The 17,666-nt window shown below is 56.4% G+C and carries 13 protein-coding genes and 1 tRNA gene; 8 read left to right on the plus strand and 6 right to left on the minus strand.

The features are described 5' to 3' along the window. Positions 1-174: 174 nt before the first annotated feature. The gene (locus tag HDF10_RS17845) at positions 175-1,797 is read left to right on the plus strand and encodes a sigma 54-interacting transcriptional regulator (protein WP_406706750.1); all 1,623 of its coding nucleotides are present in this window, start codon (positions 175-177) and stop codon (positions 1,795-1,797) included. 332 nt (positions 1,798-2,129) lie between these two features. Beyond that, complete coding sequence (locus HDF10_RS21485) at positions 2,130-2,426, plus strand: LytTR family transcriptional regulator DNA-binding domain-containing protein (RefSeq protein WP_183815838.1); 297 nt, start codon at positions 2,130-2,132, stop codon at positions 2,424-2,426. A gap of 214 nt (positions 2,427-2,640) precedes the next feature. On the opposite strand, the gene HDF10_RS17855 is transcribed toward HDF10_RS21485, so the two are convergent. Genes HDF10_RS17855 through HDF10_RS17865 form a run of 3 tightly spaced genes read right to left on the minus strand, consistent with a single transcriptional unit; the run spans position 2,641 to position 8,400 of the window. After that, positions 2,641-5,859: a DNA polymerase III subunit alpha gene (locus tag HDF10_RS17855; RefSeq protein ID WP_183815840.1), complete on the minus strand. Its 3,219-nt coding sequence runs from the start codon at positions 5,857-5,859 to the stop codon at positions 2,641-2,643. Continuing rightward, positions 5,852-7,366 carry a DNA polymerase Y family protein gene (locus HDF10_RS17860; RefSeq protein ID WP_183815842.1) on the minus strand — a complete coding sequence of 505 codons (1,515 nt, stop codon included), beginning with the start codon at positions 7,364-7,366 and terminating at the stop codon, positions 5,852-5,854. The genes HDF10_RS17855 and HDF10_RS17860 overlap by 8 nt, the downstream gene beginning before the upstream one ends. Further along, entirely contained in the window at positions 7,363-8,400 is a 1,038-nt protein-coding gene (locus HDF10_RS17865) for a P-loop NTPase family protein (RefSeq protein WP_183815844.1), read from the minus strand. Before HDF10_RS17865 ends, HDF10_RS17860 begins: the two co-directional genes overlap by 4 nt. Positions 8,401-9,445: 1,045 nt before the next feature. Here HDF10_RS17865 and HDF10_RS17870 point away from each other — a divergent pair. Together HDF10_RS17870 and HDF10_RS21600 are read left to right on the plus strand one after the other, a co-directional pair. Next, the gene (locus HDF10_RS17870; protein WP_183815846.1) at positions 9,446-9,853 is read left to right on the plus strand and encodes a hypothetical protein; all 408 of its coding nucleotides are present in this window, start codon (positions 9,446-9,448) and stop codon (positions 9,851-9,853) included. Positions 9,854-9,874: 21 nt separating this feature from the next. Further along, entirely contained in the window at positions 9,875-10,414 is a 540-nt protein-coding gene (locus HDF10_RS21600) for a zinc finger domain-containing protein (RefSeq protein ID WP_455685156.1), read from the plus strand. 106 nt (positions 10,415-10,520) lie between these two features. Here the strand turns inward: HDF10_RS21600 and HDF10_RS17880 are convergent. Beyond that, positions 10,521-10,597, minus strand: a tRNA-Met gene (locus tag HDF10_RS17880). Positions 10,598-10,771: 174 nt separating this feature from the next. On the opposite strand from HDF10_RS17880, the gene HDF10_RS17885 reads away from it, so the two are divergent. From HDF10_RS17885 to HDF10_RS17900, 4 genes are all read left to right on the plus strand, one after another. Beyond that, entirely contained in the window at positions 10,772-12,118 is a 1,347-nt protein-coding gene (locus HDF10_RS17885) for a BON domain-containing protein (RefSeq protein WP_183815849.1), read from the plus strand. 791 nt (positions 12,119-12,909) lie between these two features. After that, positions 12,910-13,548 carry a flavin reductase family protein gene (locus HDF10_RS17890; RefSeq protein WP_183815851.1) on the plus strand — a complete coding sequence of 213 codons (639 nt, stop codon included), beginning with the start codon at positions 12,910-12,912 and terminating at the stop codon, positions 13,546-13,548. Continuing rightward, the gene (locus HDF10_RS17895; RefSeq protein WP_183815853.1) at positions 13,545-14,600 is read left to right on the plus strand and encodes an FAD:protein FMN transferase; all 1,056 of its coding nucleotides are present in this window, start codon (positions 13,545-13,547) and stop codon (positions 14,598-14,600) included. The genes HDF10_RS17890 and HDF10_RS17895 overlap by 4 nt, the downstream gene beginning before the upstream one ends. Positions 14,601-14,638: 38 nt before the next feature. Continuing rightward, complete coding sequence (locus tag HDF10_RS17900) at positions 14,639-15,874, plus strand: Gfo/Idh/MocA family protein (protein ID WP_183815855.1); 1,236 nt, start codon at positions 14,639-14,641, stop codon at positions 15,872-15,874. A 47-nt stretch (positions 15,875-15,921) separates the two neighbouring features. Here the strand turns inward: HDF10_RS17900 and HDF10_RS17905 are convergent, their stop codons facing one another. Together HDF10_RS17905 and HDF10_RS17910 are read right to left on the minus strand one after the other, a co-directional pair. Further along, positions 15,922-16,764 (minus strand): ABC transporter ATP-binding protein, encoded by an 843-nt coding sequence (locus HDF10_RS17905; protein ID WP_183815864.1) that lies wholly within the window; start codon positions 16,762-16,764, stop codon positions 15,922-15,924. Positions 16,765-16,782: 18 nt separating this feature from the next. Continuing rightward, positions 16,783-17,562, minus strand: coding sequence for an MlaE family ABC transporter permease (locus HDF10_RS17910; RefSeq protein ID WP_183815866.1), 780 nt, complete (start codon positions 17,560-17,562; stop codon positions 16,783-16,785). Between the last annotated feature and the right edge of the window lie 104 nt (positions 17,563-17,666).

Consider the following 17,666-nt stretch of genomic DNA (forward strand, 5'->3'; position numbering starts at 1 on the left):
CGAAAACCAGGCATTTGTTCCGCTTGCTGCTGCTCCTGATGCATCGGTCCTCCTTCTCAAGACCAATGGAAAAAGACCCTCAACCTGCGAGTCTCAAATGCTACTACCGGTCTTTTCATTTCAGCCATTGCAACTTGCGCGAGAGAGCCACGCGACGCCTTCTCCAAGAAAGAAATAGACCTTTTGTCTTTAGTTGCCGATTACGTTGCGTTGGCAATCGACGACTGCCTGAACTTTGCTCATTCAGAATCAGTGCGAGTTCAACTGGAGAGCGAACGGAGGAAGTTGCAGCTCATCCTTGACCTGAACAACAGCATTGTCTCCAATCTTGAGTTACGAGATGTTCTGCGGTCCGTCTCTCCCAGCATTCGCAAGACCATGCGGTTGGACGGAGTGGCTCTGATTCTGCCCGATGCCGCGAACCAACAACTTCAACTTTATGCGCTTGACTTTCCAGACGGTAAGGGCATCTTGCATCAAGATATGTCAAGATCTCTCGACGGTTCGCTAGCCGGCCAGGTCTTTCGCACCGGAAAGCCATGGGTGGGAAATATTGAGGATCTGAGCGGATCAGGTTTTGGCAACTGGGTTATCTCCGGAGAAGGCGTCAAAACGCTCTGCATGCTCCCGCTAACCCGGTGCAACTCCACTCTTGGGGTGCTCTGTCTGGTAAGACTGGAGAAGAACGCATTCACTTCACCAGATATCGAATTTCTGTCTCAAATCGCCGGACAGGTGGCGATCGCTATCGACAATGCATTTGCGTATCTCCGGATTACGGAGCTCTCAGATCAGCTCAAACAGGAAAATCTCTATCTTGAAGATGAGATCCGCAGCGAGCTCAATTTTGAGGAGATCGTTGGGAACAGCACAGCACTCCGCCAGGTGCTGCGTCAGGTGGAAGTAGTCGCGCCGACAAACTCAACCGTTCTGATACTAAGAGAGACTGGCAGCGGAAAGGAACTGATTGCACGCGCCGTTCATAACCTCAGTCGGCGTCGGAACCATCCCTTCGTCAAACTGAACTGCGCGGCAATTCCCACCGGTTTGTTGGAAAGCGAGCTATTTGGGCACGAGAAAGGGGCGTTCACCGGAGCAATCGCGCAATGGATTGGGCGTTTCGAGTTGGCATCTCAAGGGACTATCTTTCTAGACGAAATCAGCGAGATTCCGGTTGACCTGCAACCCAAGCTTCTGCGCGTTTTACAGGAACGAGAGTTTGAACGCTTGGGCAGTTCGCGTACGCTTCGCACCGATGCCCGCCTCATTGCGGCCACCAACCGGGAGTTGAGCGCGATGGTGGAGGAGGAGCAAAAGTTTCGCTCTGATCTGTTTTACCGGCTGAACGTCTTCCCCGTCTATGTCCCGCCTCTTAGGGAGCGGAAAGAGGACATCCCATTCCTGGTCAGTCATTTTGCCCAGTACTTCGCTCGCAACATGACGAAGGACATCGACACGATCTCCGCCGAGACTATGAATGCGCTGGCCAACTACCCATGGCCGGGAAACGTTCGTGAATTGCAGAATGTGATTGAACGGGCGGTGATCCTCTCGAAAGGCCCGATGCTGAAGATATCCTTAACTGACTTGAGATCAAAATCTTCCGATCCGAACAGTCACATAAATGGAATTGCGACTCTAGAGGAGATCGAAAGAAGGCACATTCTGTCAGTCCTTGAGCAGAGCAACTGGGTCTTCGCGGGCCCAAACGGAGCAGCTGCGAAGCTTGGAATGAAGCGTCCAACGCTGCAGTTTCGGATGCAAAAGCTCGGCATCTCCCGCCCACAGAAATCCTAGTTCACAGAAACGCGCAATAGCTTGACTCGTTGAGTGCCAACCGTTTGGCATGCTGCCAATCTATAAGCATCTCCGAAAACATCTCTATATCGATTTCGCCATCTTCTACGCAAAAGTCAGCCACTGGAGAATGTCTGTGTGTTAGGCATGCCGATTGCTCGCATGTTAGACAGCCGACAGACATGGAACGTTGAGCCGGACGCTGGATGAAAGAGAGAGAAAATATTGGCCGGCTACGCCCGCTGATGCACGTGATTGACGGGCTACTGTGCAATAGCAAGGTTTGTCTCAAGGAGATAGTTGGTCATATCGGATTGTAAGGAACGAGCAACATGCTGCGAATCACTGTGACCGAGAGTACATCCGAGCAACGGTGGATTCTTCAAGGCCGGTTGACAGGATCAACCATCGAAGAGTTGATCACTAGTTGGCGCGCAAATCCACGGTGTCAGCCATCTCGGAGCTGTGTTGTAGATCTCAACGAGATCACGTCCATCGACAAGGATGGCGAGCAGGTTCTTCTGATGATGCTCCGGGATGGAGCAAAGTTTGTGGCGACTGGACTGTATACGAAGCATCTCTTAGAATCGCTTTCGGTTCAGGACGCACCGGGGGGAGATTCATTTTGATTTCAAAAAAAAGACGTATTCATAACGCCGCTCTACTCCGATCCTTCGACGCCTTTCTGAAGCATGCCGGCCTTTCGCCGCGCCCTACGCAGACATCGACCAATATACGATCAGTACCTGAGAATCGCGGGAGGTAGAGGGATCGGCGATGATGAAGCAAACTGTAGACCGCTTTGGCTCAAGCGGCCAGCTATTCGTCAAGAACTCTTTGCGGTTACTGAAAATCGTGGGATCGCAGCTCCAATCCGTTGCCGCACAATTCCCGCAGGCGAACAGCCTTTACGTGGACCACGTTGTCCTGATTTTGAAGCAACCCCTCAGTCAGCAAGAATTTGCTGCGGGTGACTAGCAGACGATCCCGGTCGTAGAGATCCGGTGTGACGATGACATTGGCTATGCCAGTCTCATCTTCCATCGAAATAAAGATGAACCCTTTCGCCGTGCCGGGGCGCTGCCGAGCGATGACACAACCAGCGGTTCTTACGAACTCTCCGTCTTTGCACTTCCGCAACTCCTCCGCAGTTAGGACCCCCTGCCGTCGTAATTCGGTACGCCGACGATACATTGGGTGCCTGTCTACTGTGAGACCTGTTCCGGCATAGTCGGCGATCAGGCGCTCTCCGATCTCCATTTGTCGGAGCGGCAATGGCTCAGCATTATCTTTCAGCCAGTCGCTCTGCTGCCTGAGTAGAGGCCCCTCTAGCTTGCCGGCACGTTCCACCTGCCAGAGAGCATCCCGGCGATGGGCAATCCCATCGATCTTATTTAACGCACCGATTCGGGCCAAGAGCGTGAGTTCCTTTCTGTCGAGCGACCCGACACGCAGGGCAAGATCCTCTGCCGATCGGAAGGGACCATCCTGGACACGTGATTTTACGAGTGCTTCTGCCGACAGCTTTCGCAGGCGTTTGGCATAACCCAGTCCCAATCGCAGAGACAAGGTTCCGTTTGATTCGTATTCAATAGTGCAAGGCCAATCCGAAATCTGAACATCGATCGGTTTCACACGCAGGCCGTGACGTTGCGCATCCTTCACGAGCACAGCAGATGAATAAAACCCCATCGGCTGATTGTTGAGGATGGCACAGGTAAAGGCCGCAAGATACTTCACCTTGAAATACGCCGACGCATAAGCAATGAGCGCGAAGCTTGCCGCGTGCGACTCTGGAAAACCGTACAGGGCAAAAGAGCTGATGTTCTGGACGATCTTGTCCTGGGTAGCGGTGTCTATACCATTGACGGTCATACCTGCGCGGAGCTTGCCTTCCAGATTTTTCATGCGCTCCCACGAGCGGCGCATTCCCACCGCGCGTCGCAGCTCTTCCGCTTCTGCGCCGGTGAAGTTGGCAACCGTCATCGCCATACGGAGCAGCTGTTCCTGAAAGAGTGGAACACCTAGAGTCCGCTTCAGCACTAGTTCCAAGGAAGGATGCGGATAAGTAACTTTTTCCTTCTTCTGCCGCCTCCGTATATAGGGGTGCATCATCTTGCCGACGATCGGCCCAGGTCGGATGATGGCAACTTGCACGACGAGATCGTAAAACTTCGTGGGATTGTTTCGCGGTAGCGATGCCATCTGAGCGCGAGACTCCACCTGGAACATCCCCACCGTGTCTGCATTTTGCAGTGACCGATAGACCTCTTCGTCTTCCGGCAACTGCGCCAAATCGATCTTCTCGCCATAGTATTGCGGGATCAGCTCTACGCAGTCCTTCAGGACCGCCATCATACCGAGACCGAGAAGGTCCACTTTAACGATGTGCAGGTCGGCACAGTCTTCCTTATCCCATTGGACGACAGTGCGGCCCGGCATCGAGGCGCGCTCCAACGGAACCACACAGTTCAACTGCCCTTGGCAGATGACCATACCTCCCGAGTGTTGACCCAGATGTCGAGGCAGGTCTTGAATACGCATAGAAAGTTCGAGATATTTGGCGGTACGCGGATGTTTCAGGTCGAAGCCGGCATTGTGAAAGGAATGCGCCATCGTATCGGTTTTGCCTCGCCACTCCCAATTGCTGACTAGGCTCGACAGGCGCCCCAGTGATTCTTCATCGAATCCGAGAGCTTTGCCAACCTCTCGGGCAGCCGATTTGCCGCGATAGGTGATGACGTTCGCGGTCATTGCGGCTCCGAGCTCACCGTACCGCTGGTAGATGTACTGGATGGCTTGTTCTCGCTTGTCTTCGGACGGTAGATCGAGATCAATGTCCGGCCACTCTCCCCGGCTCTCACTCAGAAACCGCTCGAAAAGAAGTTCCATACCGACAGGATCGATAGCTGTGATTTCGAGCGCATAGCAGACGGCGGAGTTGGCCGCACTCCCACGGCCCTGAATCAGGATGTTATTGCCCTTGCAAAACCGAACGATGTCCCAAACGATGAGGAAGTAGCCGGCGAAGCCGAGCTTTGCGATCAGCGTTAGTTCATGCTCGACCTGTTTTTTCGCTCTCTCCATCAGGTCACTGTCGTTCTTCGGGCCATAGCGTCGCGCCACACCCTCCGTCACTCGCTTCCTCAAGAAACTGTCCATCGTCTCGCCATCCGGCGCCGGATAGCAAGGGAACTTATAGCCAAGATCGTTCAACTCAAATCTGAGGCGAGAGGAGAGTTCCGCTGTGTTTTCGATACTGCCGGACACGTCCCGAAACATTACCGCCATCTCATGTGCTGGCCGGATGTGACGTTGATTGTTCAGCGTGAGCAAACGCCCAGCGTGATCGAGGTCTGTATGGTGGCGCACTACGGTAAAGAGGTCCAGAATCTCACGGTCATATGCAGTAGCATGGCGGACCCCGTTCGTCGCTAGCACAGGCAGGTGCAGGGAGCGGGCAATCCGAATCGCGGCCTGATTTCGCCACTCCTCCTCGCGTTCGCAATGACGTTGTAGTTCGACATAAACGTTCTTCGGACCGAAGATGCGAACCAATTGTTCCACAGTCTGTAGACCTGCTTCCTCGCCACCGCTTACCAACGCCGAAGCAAGAGGGCCTTCATCTCCGCCCGTCAAACAGATGAGGCCTGATGCGTACTGCTGAAGATCCTCGAAGTTCGCTGCTCCTTCTTCTTTCGTCTTTTCGCGCATCTTAAACTGCGTGATGAGCTGGCAGAGGTTTTGATATCCCTCGCGCGATTCACAAAGAAGAGGCAACCGTGCAGGTTCCTGGGGGTGCTGGTGTGGAAGCCATTCAGGAGGCGTGAGCCGCAAGCCGAAGCTCGATACGCCAACCTCGGCTCCAATATGTGCCTGAATCTTGTTCCTCTTCGCGCTGGTGTGAAAACGAGCGGAACCGTAGACGCCATTGTGGTCGAGCAAGGCCATCGCTGGCATTTCGAGCGTAACCGCCCGTTCGACAAGTTGTTCTGGCTGCGATGCTCCCTGAAGGAAGCTGAATGCACTAGTAGCGTGCAACTCTACATAACGCTCAGTCATAAAGGGCCGCCATCTGCCAACGATCCTGCATGAGATCGCGTACCAGACAGCAGGAGAGCAAAGTGCTGTCCTGCGCACGCGCTACCAGATCCCACTGTTCGAGGCTCCAGAAAGTCGGGTTCCACCACTCGCCGCCTGTTAGCCAAGGTCCGTAGATACGTTCGACGAGGTAACGTTTATCCCGAAAGACAAACGCCTTCGGGCGCTGGCTCTGCAATGTAACTGAGACATTTTCAGCTGATCGCAATTGTCGCGATGCGGATGGGAATCGGTTTGAAGAAATCACGGGAGTCGAGTTGGCCGACACGGTGAATGGCTCCATACGAAATCCTTTTCGTTGGTGTGTGTCATTAAGGACAGGGCTGCCCACGCATTCATCGCCGACGATGGCGCGGATACGGGCGAGTGTAACGTCGAGCTGCATCGGTTCGGGGAGTTGTGGAGAGAACAGGCCGAGCTGGACCTTACTCGTGCTGCCGGGCTCGGCCGAGAGAGTCAGCGACAGAATGGCGGCTTGGTATGGATGGGCATTGAGGTCGAGATGGAGCAGTTTGACCCAGAGTTGTTTGTCATTCGTCGGCAGCGCGGAACGGACGGTGCACGTGTGCGTCTCTTTATCTTCGAGCGTGAGCGTAACGGTAACCGAAGCCAGCGCGAGCACACGCGCCCTCGCACGCAGGATAAGTTGATCCAACATTATATTCACTACGAAGAGCAATGAAGGGAGCTCTTCAACGGGTGAGTCGAGTTCTATCCGCTCTTCGAGAATGAAAGCAGGCTCCATCGGTTGAAACAGGTGGGGCAGATCTCCGCGTGCCGACTGACGAAGACGCTTACCCTCCTGCCCCATCCGAGCGATGAGTTCTCCCTCAGGCAAAGCTGCAAGCATTCCCAGGGTGCGGATTCCCCAAAGTGAAAACGTCTCCTCGTGCTCTTCTGTAAGCCCCAGTACCCTGAGGGGCAGCGGTGCGAGTGTAGTAGCTTCGTCCCCCCGTGGAATGATCTGCACAGCAGTTCGCGGAGGGAGGCCTTTGGCAAGAGATATTGCTGCATTGCGGTTGCTGCTGACAGTCGCGCAGGCGGCAATGCCAAGTGCCTTGACACGGTGCAGAAGGTTACGCGCTAGTGTTTCCGCCGGGCCCAAAAGCTTCTCTGTCCCAGCAATGTCAATGGCACTGAGAAAGGCACGATCTTCGCTTAGATCCTCTACGTGCGGCGAAAATGCGCGGGCGCATTCGAGCAGCGCGGTCTTCGTAGATGCCTCTTCTTTCTTCGAACGCGTCAGGACTGCGACAGAAGGAAAGGTATCGACCTCTACGGAGGTCATGCCATGAGCAATGCCGAGCAAGCGCCCCTTCGTGTTGAGCGAACAAACCTGTTGCAATGGCAGTTCACCCTCCATAACGACGCATGGCCTGTTGCGTAACTCCAGCCTGAGACGCAGTAGTGTCTGTGCTGGAAACTCTTTCGCATAGAGGCAGGCATACAGCTCAGCAGGTTTCGTCATCGCACACCTGCCCATGTGCTCCGGGTGGACCAGCTTGCCACATTTGCGTTTTGTGGTGGCTTGCGAAGCGGGACCGCATTGGATGGCGTTTGCGTAAAACGTCGGCGCGCCACTTCTACTCGATGCTCAAAGCCAGTGAAGACAGTAGCGTCGTCGTTGAGCGGGTCTCCTGGATATAAGCGGAGTACTAGTTCTGCGCTGCTCTTGGCGCAAGAGTGCTGGGTCAGGAGAACGAAGCTCACCTGAGTCTTTTCGGCAGATGCGCGATACCTAAACCATGTTGCCAATTGCACTCGCGAGGCATGCTCGGGTGCGATGCTACCCATGTCCAGTACGATCGCACTGAAGCCACCGCCCTGCAGGATTAGATCTGTCGACTGGAGTGCCTGTTCGATCCTTGACCACGGTTTTCTAGGAGTGGTGTGGCCGCCCCATTTCTTTGGGACTGGCCGTTGGTTCGGTTCAAAGACCTCCGGTTCCCGTCTTACTCTTGGCTGTGGTTCAGCACATCGTGGCGCAATCATCTCCTCTCTAAGAAAGGTACTTACCGCACCCGAAAGACCTTTTACTTCACCGCGCGGATGAGGGCTGTATCCTCCACCGTGTAATCCTTTTTTCGTAGGCGGAGAAACGAGGTATTTGTCGGGAAGAGTGAATTGCTCTTTTGTGGCCCGTTGCAGTTTGTCCGCGAGAACACCACACCTCACCCAGAGCAACCTGGACAAATCAACTCCTGCCGCTGCAGCCGATTCTGGATTGAAGACATCAGCCACATCGATCCAGGCGCAGACCTTTGCCGACTGTGTAAGATTGGCGAGAAAAGAGAGCGCGAGGGAGGTGCGCCCGCTGCACTCCCGACCGATCATCTCTGTGATAGCTCCAACTGGCAGACCACCTTTAAGTACCTCATCCACCGCAGCGACACCCGTGGGTGCAACAGGGCGAAGCACCTTTTTCGCCGGCGTCAGGGCAGAAGGAATTCGGTTAGCCAAAGTGGCTTCAAGTTGAACGCGTATTGTGGCGGAGGATGTCATGTTGTTATGTTCGCCTTATGTTCGCCTATTGATAGGGAGCCAGTCAATCACTGCTCGCACAGTTACCGGTGCAATCTGAGACTAAGTCACACATCTGACGAAAGATAAAAATGTCAAAGAGTGTGCCCGGCACCTTCTAAACTTGCCTGCATGTGTGGTCGATACCGCAGACATGATGGGTTCGAGGAACAATGTCAGGCTGCCGCCTTGGAGTGATGTCATGTACAAAATGGCTCTCCCGTTCGGTCTTACAGTTTTATTCACGGTGGTCGTCACCGCAATCGTTAGCGGGTGCGGCTTCCGACATTTGGCATTTTTTCTGTACGATTGGTCTCTAGGTAGGGAAGTTCACAATCCTTGGGTTGATCGTTCTTCCGATTGCGATCTGGGATATGAAGCGTGAGAAGAGGGGTTTATCCGCCCGGTAGTGAAACGGACCAGGATCGAAGGGAAGACAATCGGCTGGCACAATTCCGTTATTCGCTGGGGACAAACCCTGCAAGAAACACGTCTCGGAGGACGGATGATTTCCACAGGTGGGGCACAGGAAGGGAAAGCCACACTATGAGGCGGAAGGTACCTGGAATCTGTTGGAGGCGAAAAAGAGAAGTTTGCCGGAGACGCGGCCTCACGGCAAATTCGTGTGGTTGCGTGGGCCTGCAATGTGCCGAATTTGCTATCCATCACATTTTCTGTCGATCTAACACGAACTGCTGCCTAAGTGGATCTTTGGGTCACGGCCGTCTCTCAGTAAGAGAAGCAGCGACTTCACCGTGCCAAAATTTGGGCAACCGCTAAGCTATTGACTCTGAGAGGCCCTCTTATGGCCCTGGAGATACTCGTAGAACCGCGTATTGTTCCCATAAATAGGTGTTCTGTTCCCAGTCGCATGCAGCTATGTGAAGGCTCAATGAGTTTCTAGGTTTTATGCGACAGGCGAACACCCTTAGAGACGATCGAGAGACCTCCTGATGAAAATCCAACCCTCGCTGTATTAGACCCAACCTTTGACATCATCCTTGATCGTTTCATCACCGAGGAACGCTTGCTTGAAATCAAGAGCGTGCGCCCTGGTGAACGAAGCGATGACATTAGCGAACTGAGCTATTCAACTGCTTCTGGCTACCTCAGCAACATCAAGCGCATCCGGGAAAAATGGGGAACCACCCGCGTCTCTCGGATGAAGCCGATGAAGATCCAGGAGTGGCTGAAGGGCCTTAATTTGGCACCGAAGACCAAAGGCCATATCAAGGCTGTCATGCACCGCTTGTTCGAGAAGGCGATGTTTTGGGAACTGGTCGAATGGCAGCGCAATCCTATGCAACTCGTGGAGATCAAAGGGATCAGCAAGCGGCGGAAGCGGCCATTGATCCTGACGGTCGATCAGTTCTTTATGGGCTTTGAACTCGTACCGCAGCCCTATCGCACGATGGTGCTGGTGGCGAAGAGCTGAATGCTGAGTTTCTCAAAGTGAATGTCCGGCTTCTCGATCGCGAGGACCTCCGAGGATGAGTTGCCGCTCGATCCGGACCTCGCGGCGATCCTTTTGGACTGGATACGCCAATGCGAACGAGAGGCCCGAGAGGCGTTCGAGAGAACCGGAATCGAGGTTCAGGAATCTGAGCTTCTTTTCACGAGTCCCGTCACGGGACGCCACTACCACGCGTCGCCCATCCAACAGGACTACTTCCGTCCTGCATGGTGCTGTCTCGTGGCGTGTCCAACGTGTGGGGCAGGTGCCGGCGTCTGGTGTTTTACAGACTCCCCGGTGCCCAACGGAAAGCGTCTACCGATTCACGATGAGCGCTGGGAGGCGGCGGGCAAGTATGGCCATGTCGGCTGGCACACCTTCCGGCATACCTATCGTTCGTGGCTCGATGACACGGGTGCTCCCATCGGCATCCAACACAAGCTGATGCGGCACGCCCAGGTTGCGACCACCATGAACGTTTGTGGGAACGCTCTGATGGAGTCCAAACGCGATGCGAACACAGCAGTTGTAGCAAGATCTTGAGGAGCTCGTAGCGATGAACGGAAACGCCTCCAGAAACAACCAAACCCCACGGAGAATTGTTGGCTTCTCTTACGTGGGGTTATCTGGGGTTAGCGTTTTCGCTAAGTGGTTGCGGGGGTAGGATTTGAACCTACGACCTTTGGGTTATGAGCCCAACGAGCTACCGGGCTGCTCCACCCCGCTCTTTGAATATACCGTTACTCCCAGCTTAGGTCAATTAGCCTGAAGTGGAGCTAAGGGCGGGTTTCTTGTCTGTGTCGAGATAGATTGAACGGAACTTTTACCCGAAAACCGAGTCTGCATCAATAAGGATGTTAGCGTGGCGATAGAGTGCTGCGCCGGAGGGAGCGGGGGCATATGTACGAGGGGTTTCAGCGCAAGTTTTTCAAGTTCGCGATGACGGCATTTTTGATGGCCAGTCTGGCGTCGAAGGGTGGCGTGGGGTTAGCGCAGGCCAAGCCAGCGACTGTGCCCGATGCCGAGATTGAGGCAAGTGTTCTGAAGGCTTTAGCGGGTGCCCCGGAGTTGGCCGATCAGGCGATCACCTCGACTACCGTTTATGGCGTCGTGACGCTGAGTGGCACGGTGCGGGATGAGCCGTCGCGTGATCTTGCGGATCACGTGGTTTCGAATACGGCCGGAGTGCAAAAGGTTGTGGACCAGTTGGTCGTTGGTGCGGTCCCGGCTGCTACTGACAACTCTTCGCAGCAACAGCAGGACTCCTCTCAGGGAACGAATCCAAATCTGCAATCTGATGGCTCGGTTGCTCCTCCGCAAGCGCAGAGCACTCCGTCTCCAAACAGTCCGAGTGCACCTGCTGCGCCGCAGGGTTCCCAGCAGGCCAGCCCGTACCCACCCCCTTACCAGGGGCAACAGGGTGGTCAGAATCCCCCGCCTTATCAGGGGCAGCAGGGTGGTCAGTATCCTCCAGCTTATGGTGGGCAGGGGGGACAGTATCCACCGCCTTATCCGGGACAGCAGCAGCCGGGGCAGTATCCGGCTTATGGGCAGCCTTATCCTTCGCAGTATCCTCCGCAGCGGCCTTATGTGGCGCAGAAGGGTGGAGACGCCGTTGTGGTGCCGATTGGAGCCAACCTTCGGGTTCGGATCAACCAGGGGTTGAACAGCAAGAGCACCACGGTCGGGACTTCGTTTGACGGAGTGGTTCTGAATGACGTGGTGGCTGGTAATTCGATCGCGATTCCACGTGGTGCTTCTATCCAGGGAACTGTGGTGGGGGTGCATACTGCGGGCGAGTTGAAGGGCAAGGGCGAGTTGAAGTTGCAGCTCAATTCTGTTTCGCTGGGCGGCAGGGTCTACCCGATTGCTACCGATTTCTGGTGGCACCAGGGGGTGGATAAGACGGGGAACACGGTAGGGAATACGGTGGGGCTGGGCGCGGTTGGCGCGTTGATCGGTGCGGTTGCCGGCGGCGGCGTGGGGGCGGCTGTCGGTGCCGGGGTTGGCGGCGTGGCCGGTCTCGGCGTGTCGGCGGCTTCGGGCCGGGGCGAGGCAGAGCTGCCTCCTGAGGCGATCCTGGTCTTCCATCTGACGCAACCGGCGGACATTACGACGGTGTCTCAGGCTGAGTTGAACCGACTGGGTGCAGGTGTTCCGGTGGGCGCGGATCCACAGTTCCGTCGCCGTTATCCTCCTCCTCCTCCGCCTGGCTACTACGGTCCTGGTTACTACCGGCCTTACTAAGTTGTCGTTGGGAGAGAGTCGGCTTTTGGCTCTCTCCATCTTTTTTCGTTGCAGATTGTGATACGCCCGTGAAGCAGCTTTGGCTGTTTGCGGGCGTTTTTTTCGCGTGGGTGCGAGCCGGCACTGCCGCAGCTTGTGGTGAGTTTGTGGTGTGAACTGTGGCTGCTGTGGCGTTTTCGTGGCTATCTTTTGGCTGGCTTAGGGCGGCTTGGGTTAGCGGCTGAGGTTCCTTGGCTGGGCTCAGACCCCTCCCCCTCCCCCTAGGCTAGGAGGTATTTTGGGAGTAAGGTGCTTATATTCAGTGGCTTACAGGTGGGTCGTGGCTGTAAGCTATTCATAACAAATGGGTTGTTGCTAAAATATTTATTATCAATGAATTAGCCCCGGAGGGTCTCCGGGGCTGATGTGTGTCTTGGATCTTGCTACCAGTATAGCCGTTGGAGTGAAACTCATACGCCACGTGATTCTCCTTGTGTGGCGCGGGTTTCGTTGTTTTGGGGCTTGACAGGTTTTTTGGAGATCGGCGGAGGACGCAGTTTGGGTTCTTTCGGTTTTAGGCAGATCGGAGAATCGGAGGGCGGCGAGTTCAGCGGTGGCTACTGGCTTATGGACGAAGAACAACAGCAAGGACAAAGACAAATACGGGGATCCTTCGACTGCGTTGCTCACAAAGTGCCGTGAGCAACTTCGCTCAGGATGACGATGGTTGAGGGCGCAGGATGACGACTATAGGTGAGTGACTCATCGCTTGGGATTCGGTGCTAGGCTGCTGAAGGGGACCAGGAGTAACGATGATTTTTGATGTTGAGAAGATAAAGGCGCGTGAGACCTATAACCTGCTGATCGGTCTGGTGGCGCCTCGGCCGATTGCGCTGGTGACGAGCATGAACGAAGAGGGCAGGATGAATGCTGCGCCTTATAGCTCGTACAACTACCTTTGCACCGATCCTCCGATCGTCGGGCTGGGCGTGATGAATCGTCCGTCGGAGCATTTTGTGCCGAAGGATACGGCGCGGAATATCCGGCGGACGGGGGAGTTTGTGGTGAACGTGGTGACCGAGGATATCGCACAGCAGATGAACATCTGCGCTACGGATTTTCCTGCGGAGTTTGATGAGGTGGAGATGGCCGGGTTTACGACTGCGCCCTCGCAGGTGGTGAACGTGCCGCGGATCGCGCAGGCTCATGCGGCGCTCGAGTGCAGAGAGTTTACGACGATGGAGATTGGCCGGTCGCGGATTGTGCTGGGGCGGGTGGTGTCGATTTACATCGAGGACAAGTTTGTCGATCCGGCGGGGCCTTATGTGCTGTCCGAGGAGTTGCATGCGATTGGCCGGATGAATGGGCTGGGGGCTTATGTGAAGACGCGGGACTCGTTCTTGAATATTCCGCGGATTCCTTATGAGGAGTGGAAGAAAGGGAAGAGATGAGGCGCTGGCTGGCAGTCGTCTGGCTTGCGATCACTCTGAGCGTGGCACCACTGGCGGTTGCAGCTGCGCCGTCGCCTTCGCCGCTCAGGTTGTTTATAACGACGCATCCTGCGATGGGTACAGAGTTCACTTTGTACCTCTACAGCGCGAGCCCTGCGGTTGCGGCTGCTGCGTCCGAGGAGGTCTTCGACGAGGTCGACCGGATTGAGCAGCTGCTCTCGAACTATCGCAACTCGAGCGAGCTGTCACGGATCAATCAGAACGCCGGCGCTGGTCCCGTGACAACTGACCCGGAGATGCTGGATTTTTTAGAGCAGTCCGAGCACTGGAGCCAGGCCAGCAGCGGGGCCTTCGATATTACGGTGGGCCGTCTGATGAAGGCGTGGGGGTTTTTCCGTTACGATGGACGTATTCCGATGGACTCCGAACTTGAAGATCTTCGTGCAGTAACAGGGTGGGAGAAGGTGAAGCTTGATCCGGCTGCCCGCACGGTGCAGTTCACCTCGCCGGGGATTGAACTCGATCCGGGAGGGATCGGCAAGGGTTTTGCTGTGGATGCGGCGGTTCGCATTCTGCGTGCCGATCACATCGTGGCGGCGATGCTTTCTGCGGGCAGCAGCACGGTGTATGCGTTGGGCGCGCCGCCGCACAAGACGGGATGGCGTGTCGTCGTTCCGGGGCCTTTGCCTTCGCAGAAGACGCTCTCGGTGATTACTCTGCGCGATACCTCGCTCTCGAGCGCCGATTGCAGTCAGAAGAACTTCACGCTGGGTGGTCATCGTTACTGCCACATCATGGACCCGCGCACGATGCGTCCGGTGGAAGGCAGGATCCAGGTGAGCGTTGTTGCTCCTTCGGCAACTGCGAGCGATGCGCTCTCGAACGTCGTCTTTGTCGAAACACCGGAGCAGAGTGTTGCTACGCTCAGGGCCTTTGCTCCGGATGCTCATGCTTTGATCGTCTCCGGCGATGCGGGGGCTGCACGTTGCACCACCTTTCACTGGATAAGTCATGGGACAAGCTCGATTGACTCAACCCATTGTGCTCTCTGAACTGTTTTCTGAAACTGTTTTAGCTTCCAAGGCCAACTATGAACCGTCGTGACTTTCTACAATCCGCCTCCGCTGCTGCTCTTGCCTCAACCACGATCGCCCGCGCTGCTGTGCCGGCGGTGAAACCTGTTCGGCTGGGTATCATCGGCGCGGGCAGCAGAGGGCAGGAGAACCTTCGCCAGTTTCTGCGTGTGCCCGGAGTCTCGGTCGAGGCCATCTGCGACATCTATCCTCCGCGGTACGAGCAGGTGAATCGCCTTGTTGGCAAAGAGGTGCCACATACAGCCGACTACAACGAGTTGCTGGCGCGCAACGATATCGACGCGGTGATGATCGCCTCGCCGGTGGCGTGTCATGCGGAACATGTGATCGCCACGGCGAAGACGGGCCGGGCGATCTATGGAGAGAAGGCGCTGGGCTTCACGGTGGAGGACAACCAGAATATTCTCGACGCGGTGGTGCGTAGCAAGGTCCTGTTTCAGATTGGGCATGAGTATCGCTATGCGTCTTGGGTGCGGGAGGCAATACGCCGGGTGCATGCCGGCGAGATTGGAACGCCGACGCACGTGTATGCCTACTGGCATCGCAACGGCGATTGGCGGCGGAGTGTTCCTTCGCCTGATCCCGATGGAAAGCTGGAGCGGCTGATCAACTGGCGGTTGTATCGCGAGAGCTCGGGTGGGCTGGGCACGGAGTTGGGCTCGCATCATATCGATATGGCGAACTGGGTCTTTGGCGAACAGCCTGAGAGCGTGATTGGGACCAACAGCATCTGCCGTTATCACGATGGACGCACAGTTGGCGATAATGTGCAGTCGGTTTTTAATTACTCTCAAGGGCGGCGGCTGGTGTTCTCGTCGATTACGGATAATGCGAAGGTTGGGTGTGAGCTCTGGATCTATGGCACGGCCGGGAGCGTGCAGATCACGATCGAAGACGCCACGATGTACTTCGAGAAGAATCGTTCGAATAAGCCGACCGCCGATCAGGCAGAGGGCAAGACCGTCGTTGAGCGTGGCGTGGTGACGGGGGCCTCGTATTCGACCGCGGGCGAGATGCCGTATCGTGGGCCGGGCGAGAAGGTTGTTGTGGCGAGTTCGGAGGATCCAACGCTGGCGGCGGCTCGCTCGTTTGTGGAGGCTGTGCGCGGGGAGCATGCGATCTTTGCCGATGTGCAGTGTGGGTTTCGTGCGGCGATTGCTTGCTCGGTGGCACATGATGCGGTGTTTGTGGAGAATAAGATGCTGATTCCGAAGGCGGCTCATAGCGGTTGAAGCGGCGTGCTGCTCGCTTCGGTCTTGGAGCAAAAGATCGAGGCTGGTTAGGAGAGGTACTCCTTGAGCCAGGGGTCGGTGGAGTGGACGAGCTCTTCGGTGGTGCCATCGAAGACGACTTTGCCCTCGTTGAGGACGAGGAACTTTGTGCTGTCATCGATGCCATTGTTGGGGATCTGTTCGACTTTGCCGGTCTCGGTGTTGAAGCGGCTGCGGGCGAGGAGGTAGGCGTCCTGGATGCGGTGGGTGATGACGAGCGAGGTGGTGTGGGTGACGTCGCGCTGCTTGATGACGAGGTCGATGATGGTGGTGGAGGTGATGGGGTCGAGGCCGCCGGTGGGGGAGTCGTAGAGGATGAGGTCGGGGTTGGTGATGATGGCGCGGGCGATGGAGACGCGGCGGCGCATTCCGCCGGAGAGTTCGGAGGGGAACTTCTCGATGGTGTTTTCGAGCTCGACGAAGCGGAGGGCTTCGACGACGCGTGCGTGCGTTTCCTCTTCGGGGAGGTGGTCTTCGTGGAGGCGGTAGGAGACGTTATCGCCGACGGAGATGGAGTCGAAGAGGGCTGACTCCTGAAAGACCATGCCGATGCGGCTGCGGAGCTTGAAGAGCTCGGTCTCACGCATGGTGGAGACGTCTTCGCCGAAGACACGGATGGAGCCGGTGTCGGGCTTGAGGAGGCCGTTGATGAGTTTGAGGAGGACGGATTTTCCGCCGCCGGCGGGGCCGAGGATGATGCGGGTTTCACCGCGCTGGACGGTGAAGGAGACGTTCTGGAGGACGGGCTTGACGTCGAAGATGATGGAGACGTTGTCGACGACTACGATGGGCTCCTTCGAGTCGGGCTGCTGCTCGAGGGTTGCGGAGTCGGATTGGGCGAGGTCTGCCATTGGGGTGAGATTGCTGCCTTACCTGCCGAAGACGCCGATCATGGCGCGGGTGACGAGGAGGTCGACGATGATGATGAAGACCGAGGAGACGACGACGGCCTGGGTGGTGGCTTTGCCGACACCCTGGGTACCGCCTTTGGTGTTCATGCCGAAGTAGCAGCCGACGGTGGCGATGATGAAGCCGGAGAAGAGGGGCTTGGTGAGGCCCTGGACGACGTCTCCGTACTGGAGGGCGCGGTAGGAATTATGGAAGTACGAGGAGCCGTTGAGTCCGAGCAGGGCAACGCTGATGAGCGCGCCGCCGGCTATACCGCAGGCGTCGGACATGATGGTGAGGAAGAAGAGCATGAAGACGGTGGCGTAGAGGCGTGGGGTGACGAGCTTGCGGACGGGGTCGGTACCGAGGGCTCGCATGGCGTCGATCTGTTCGGTGACCTTCATGGAGCCGATCTCGGAGGCCATGCCGGAGGCGTTGCGGCCGGAGACCATGAGGCCGGTGAGGACGGGGCCGAGTTCTTTGACCATGGAGAGGGCGACGAGATTGCCGGTGAGGCTGACGGAGCCGAAGGCCTCGAGCGAGGTGGCGGACTGGAGGGCGAGGACGCAGCCGGTGAAGAAGCCGGTGAGGACGACGATGGGCATGGAGCCGACGCCGATGTAGTCCATCTGGGTGTAGATGTCGGCCAGATAGCGTGGGCGGGTGAAGAGATTGACGACGGCCCGCCAGGACAGGATGGAGTAGTCCTGGATCGCGGCGAGTCTTTCCTTGGCGAAGATCTCTGGGGAGACAAAGGGCATGTTTATGTGGCTCAGATTATCAGATGCTGGGGTTGCGGTGAGGATTGCATGTTTTGAACGATTTGAGGGATGGCGAAATGTGCACCAATCCGGCCGGGAATGAG

The sequence above is a fragment of the Tunturiibacter empetritectus genome (assembly GCF_014201375.1).
Lineage (GTDB): Bacteria > Acidobacteriota > Terriglobia > Terriglobales > Acidobacteriaceae > Edaphobacter > Edaphobacter lichenicola_D.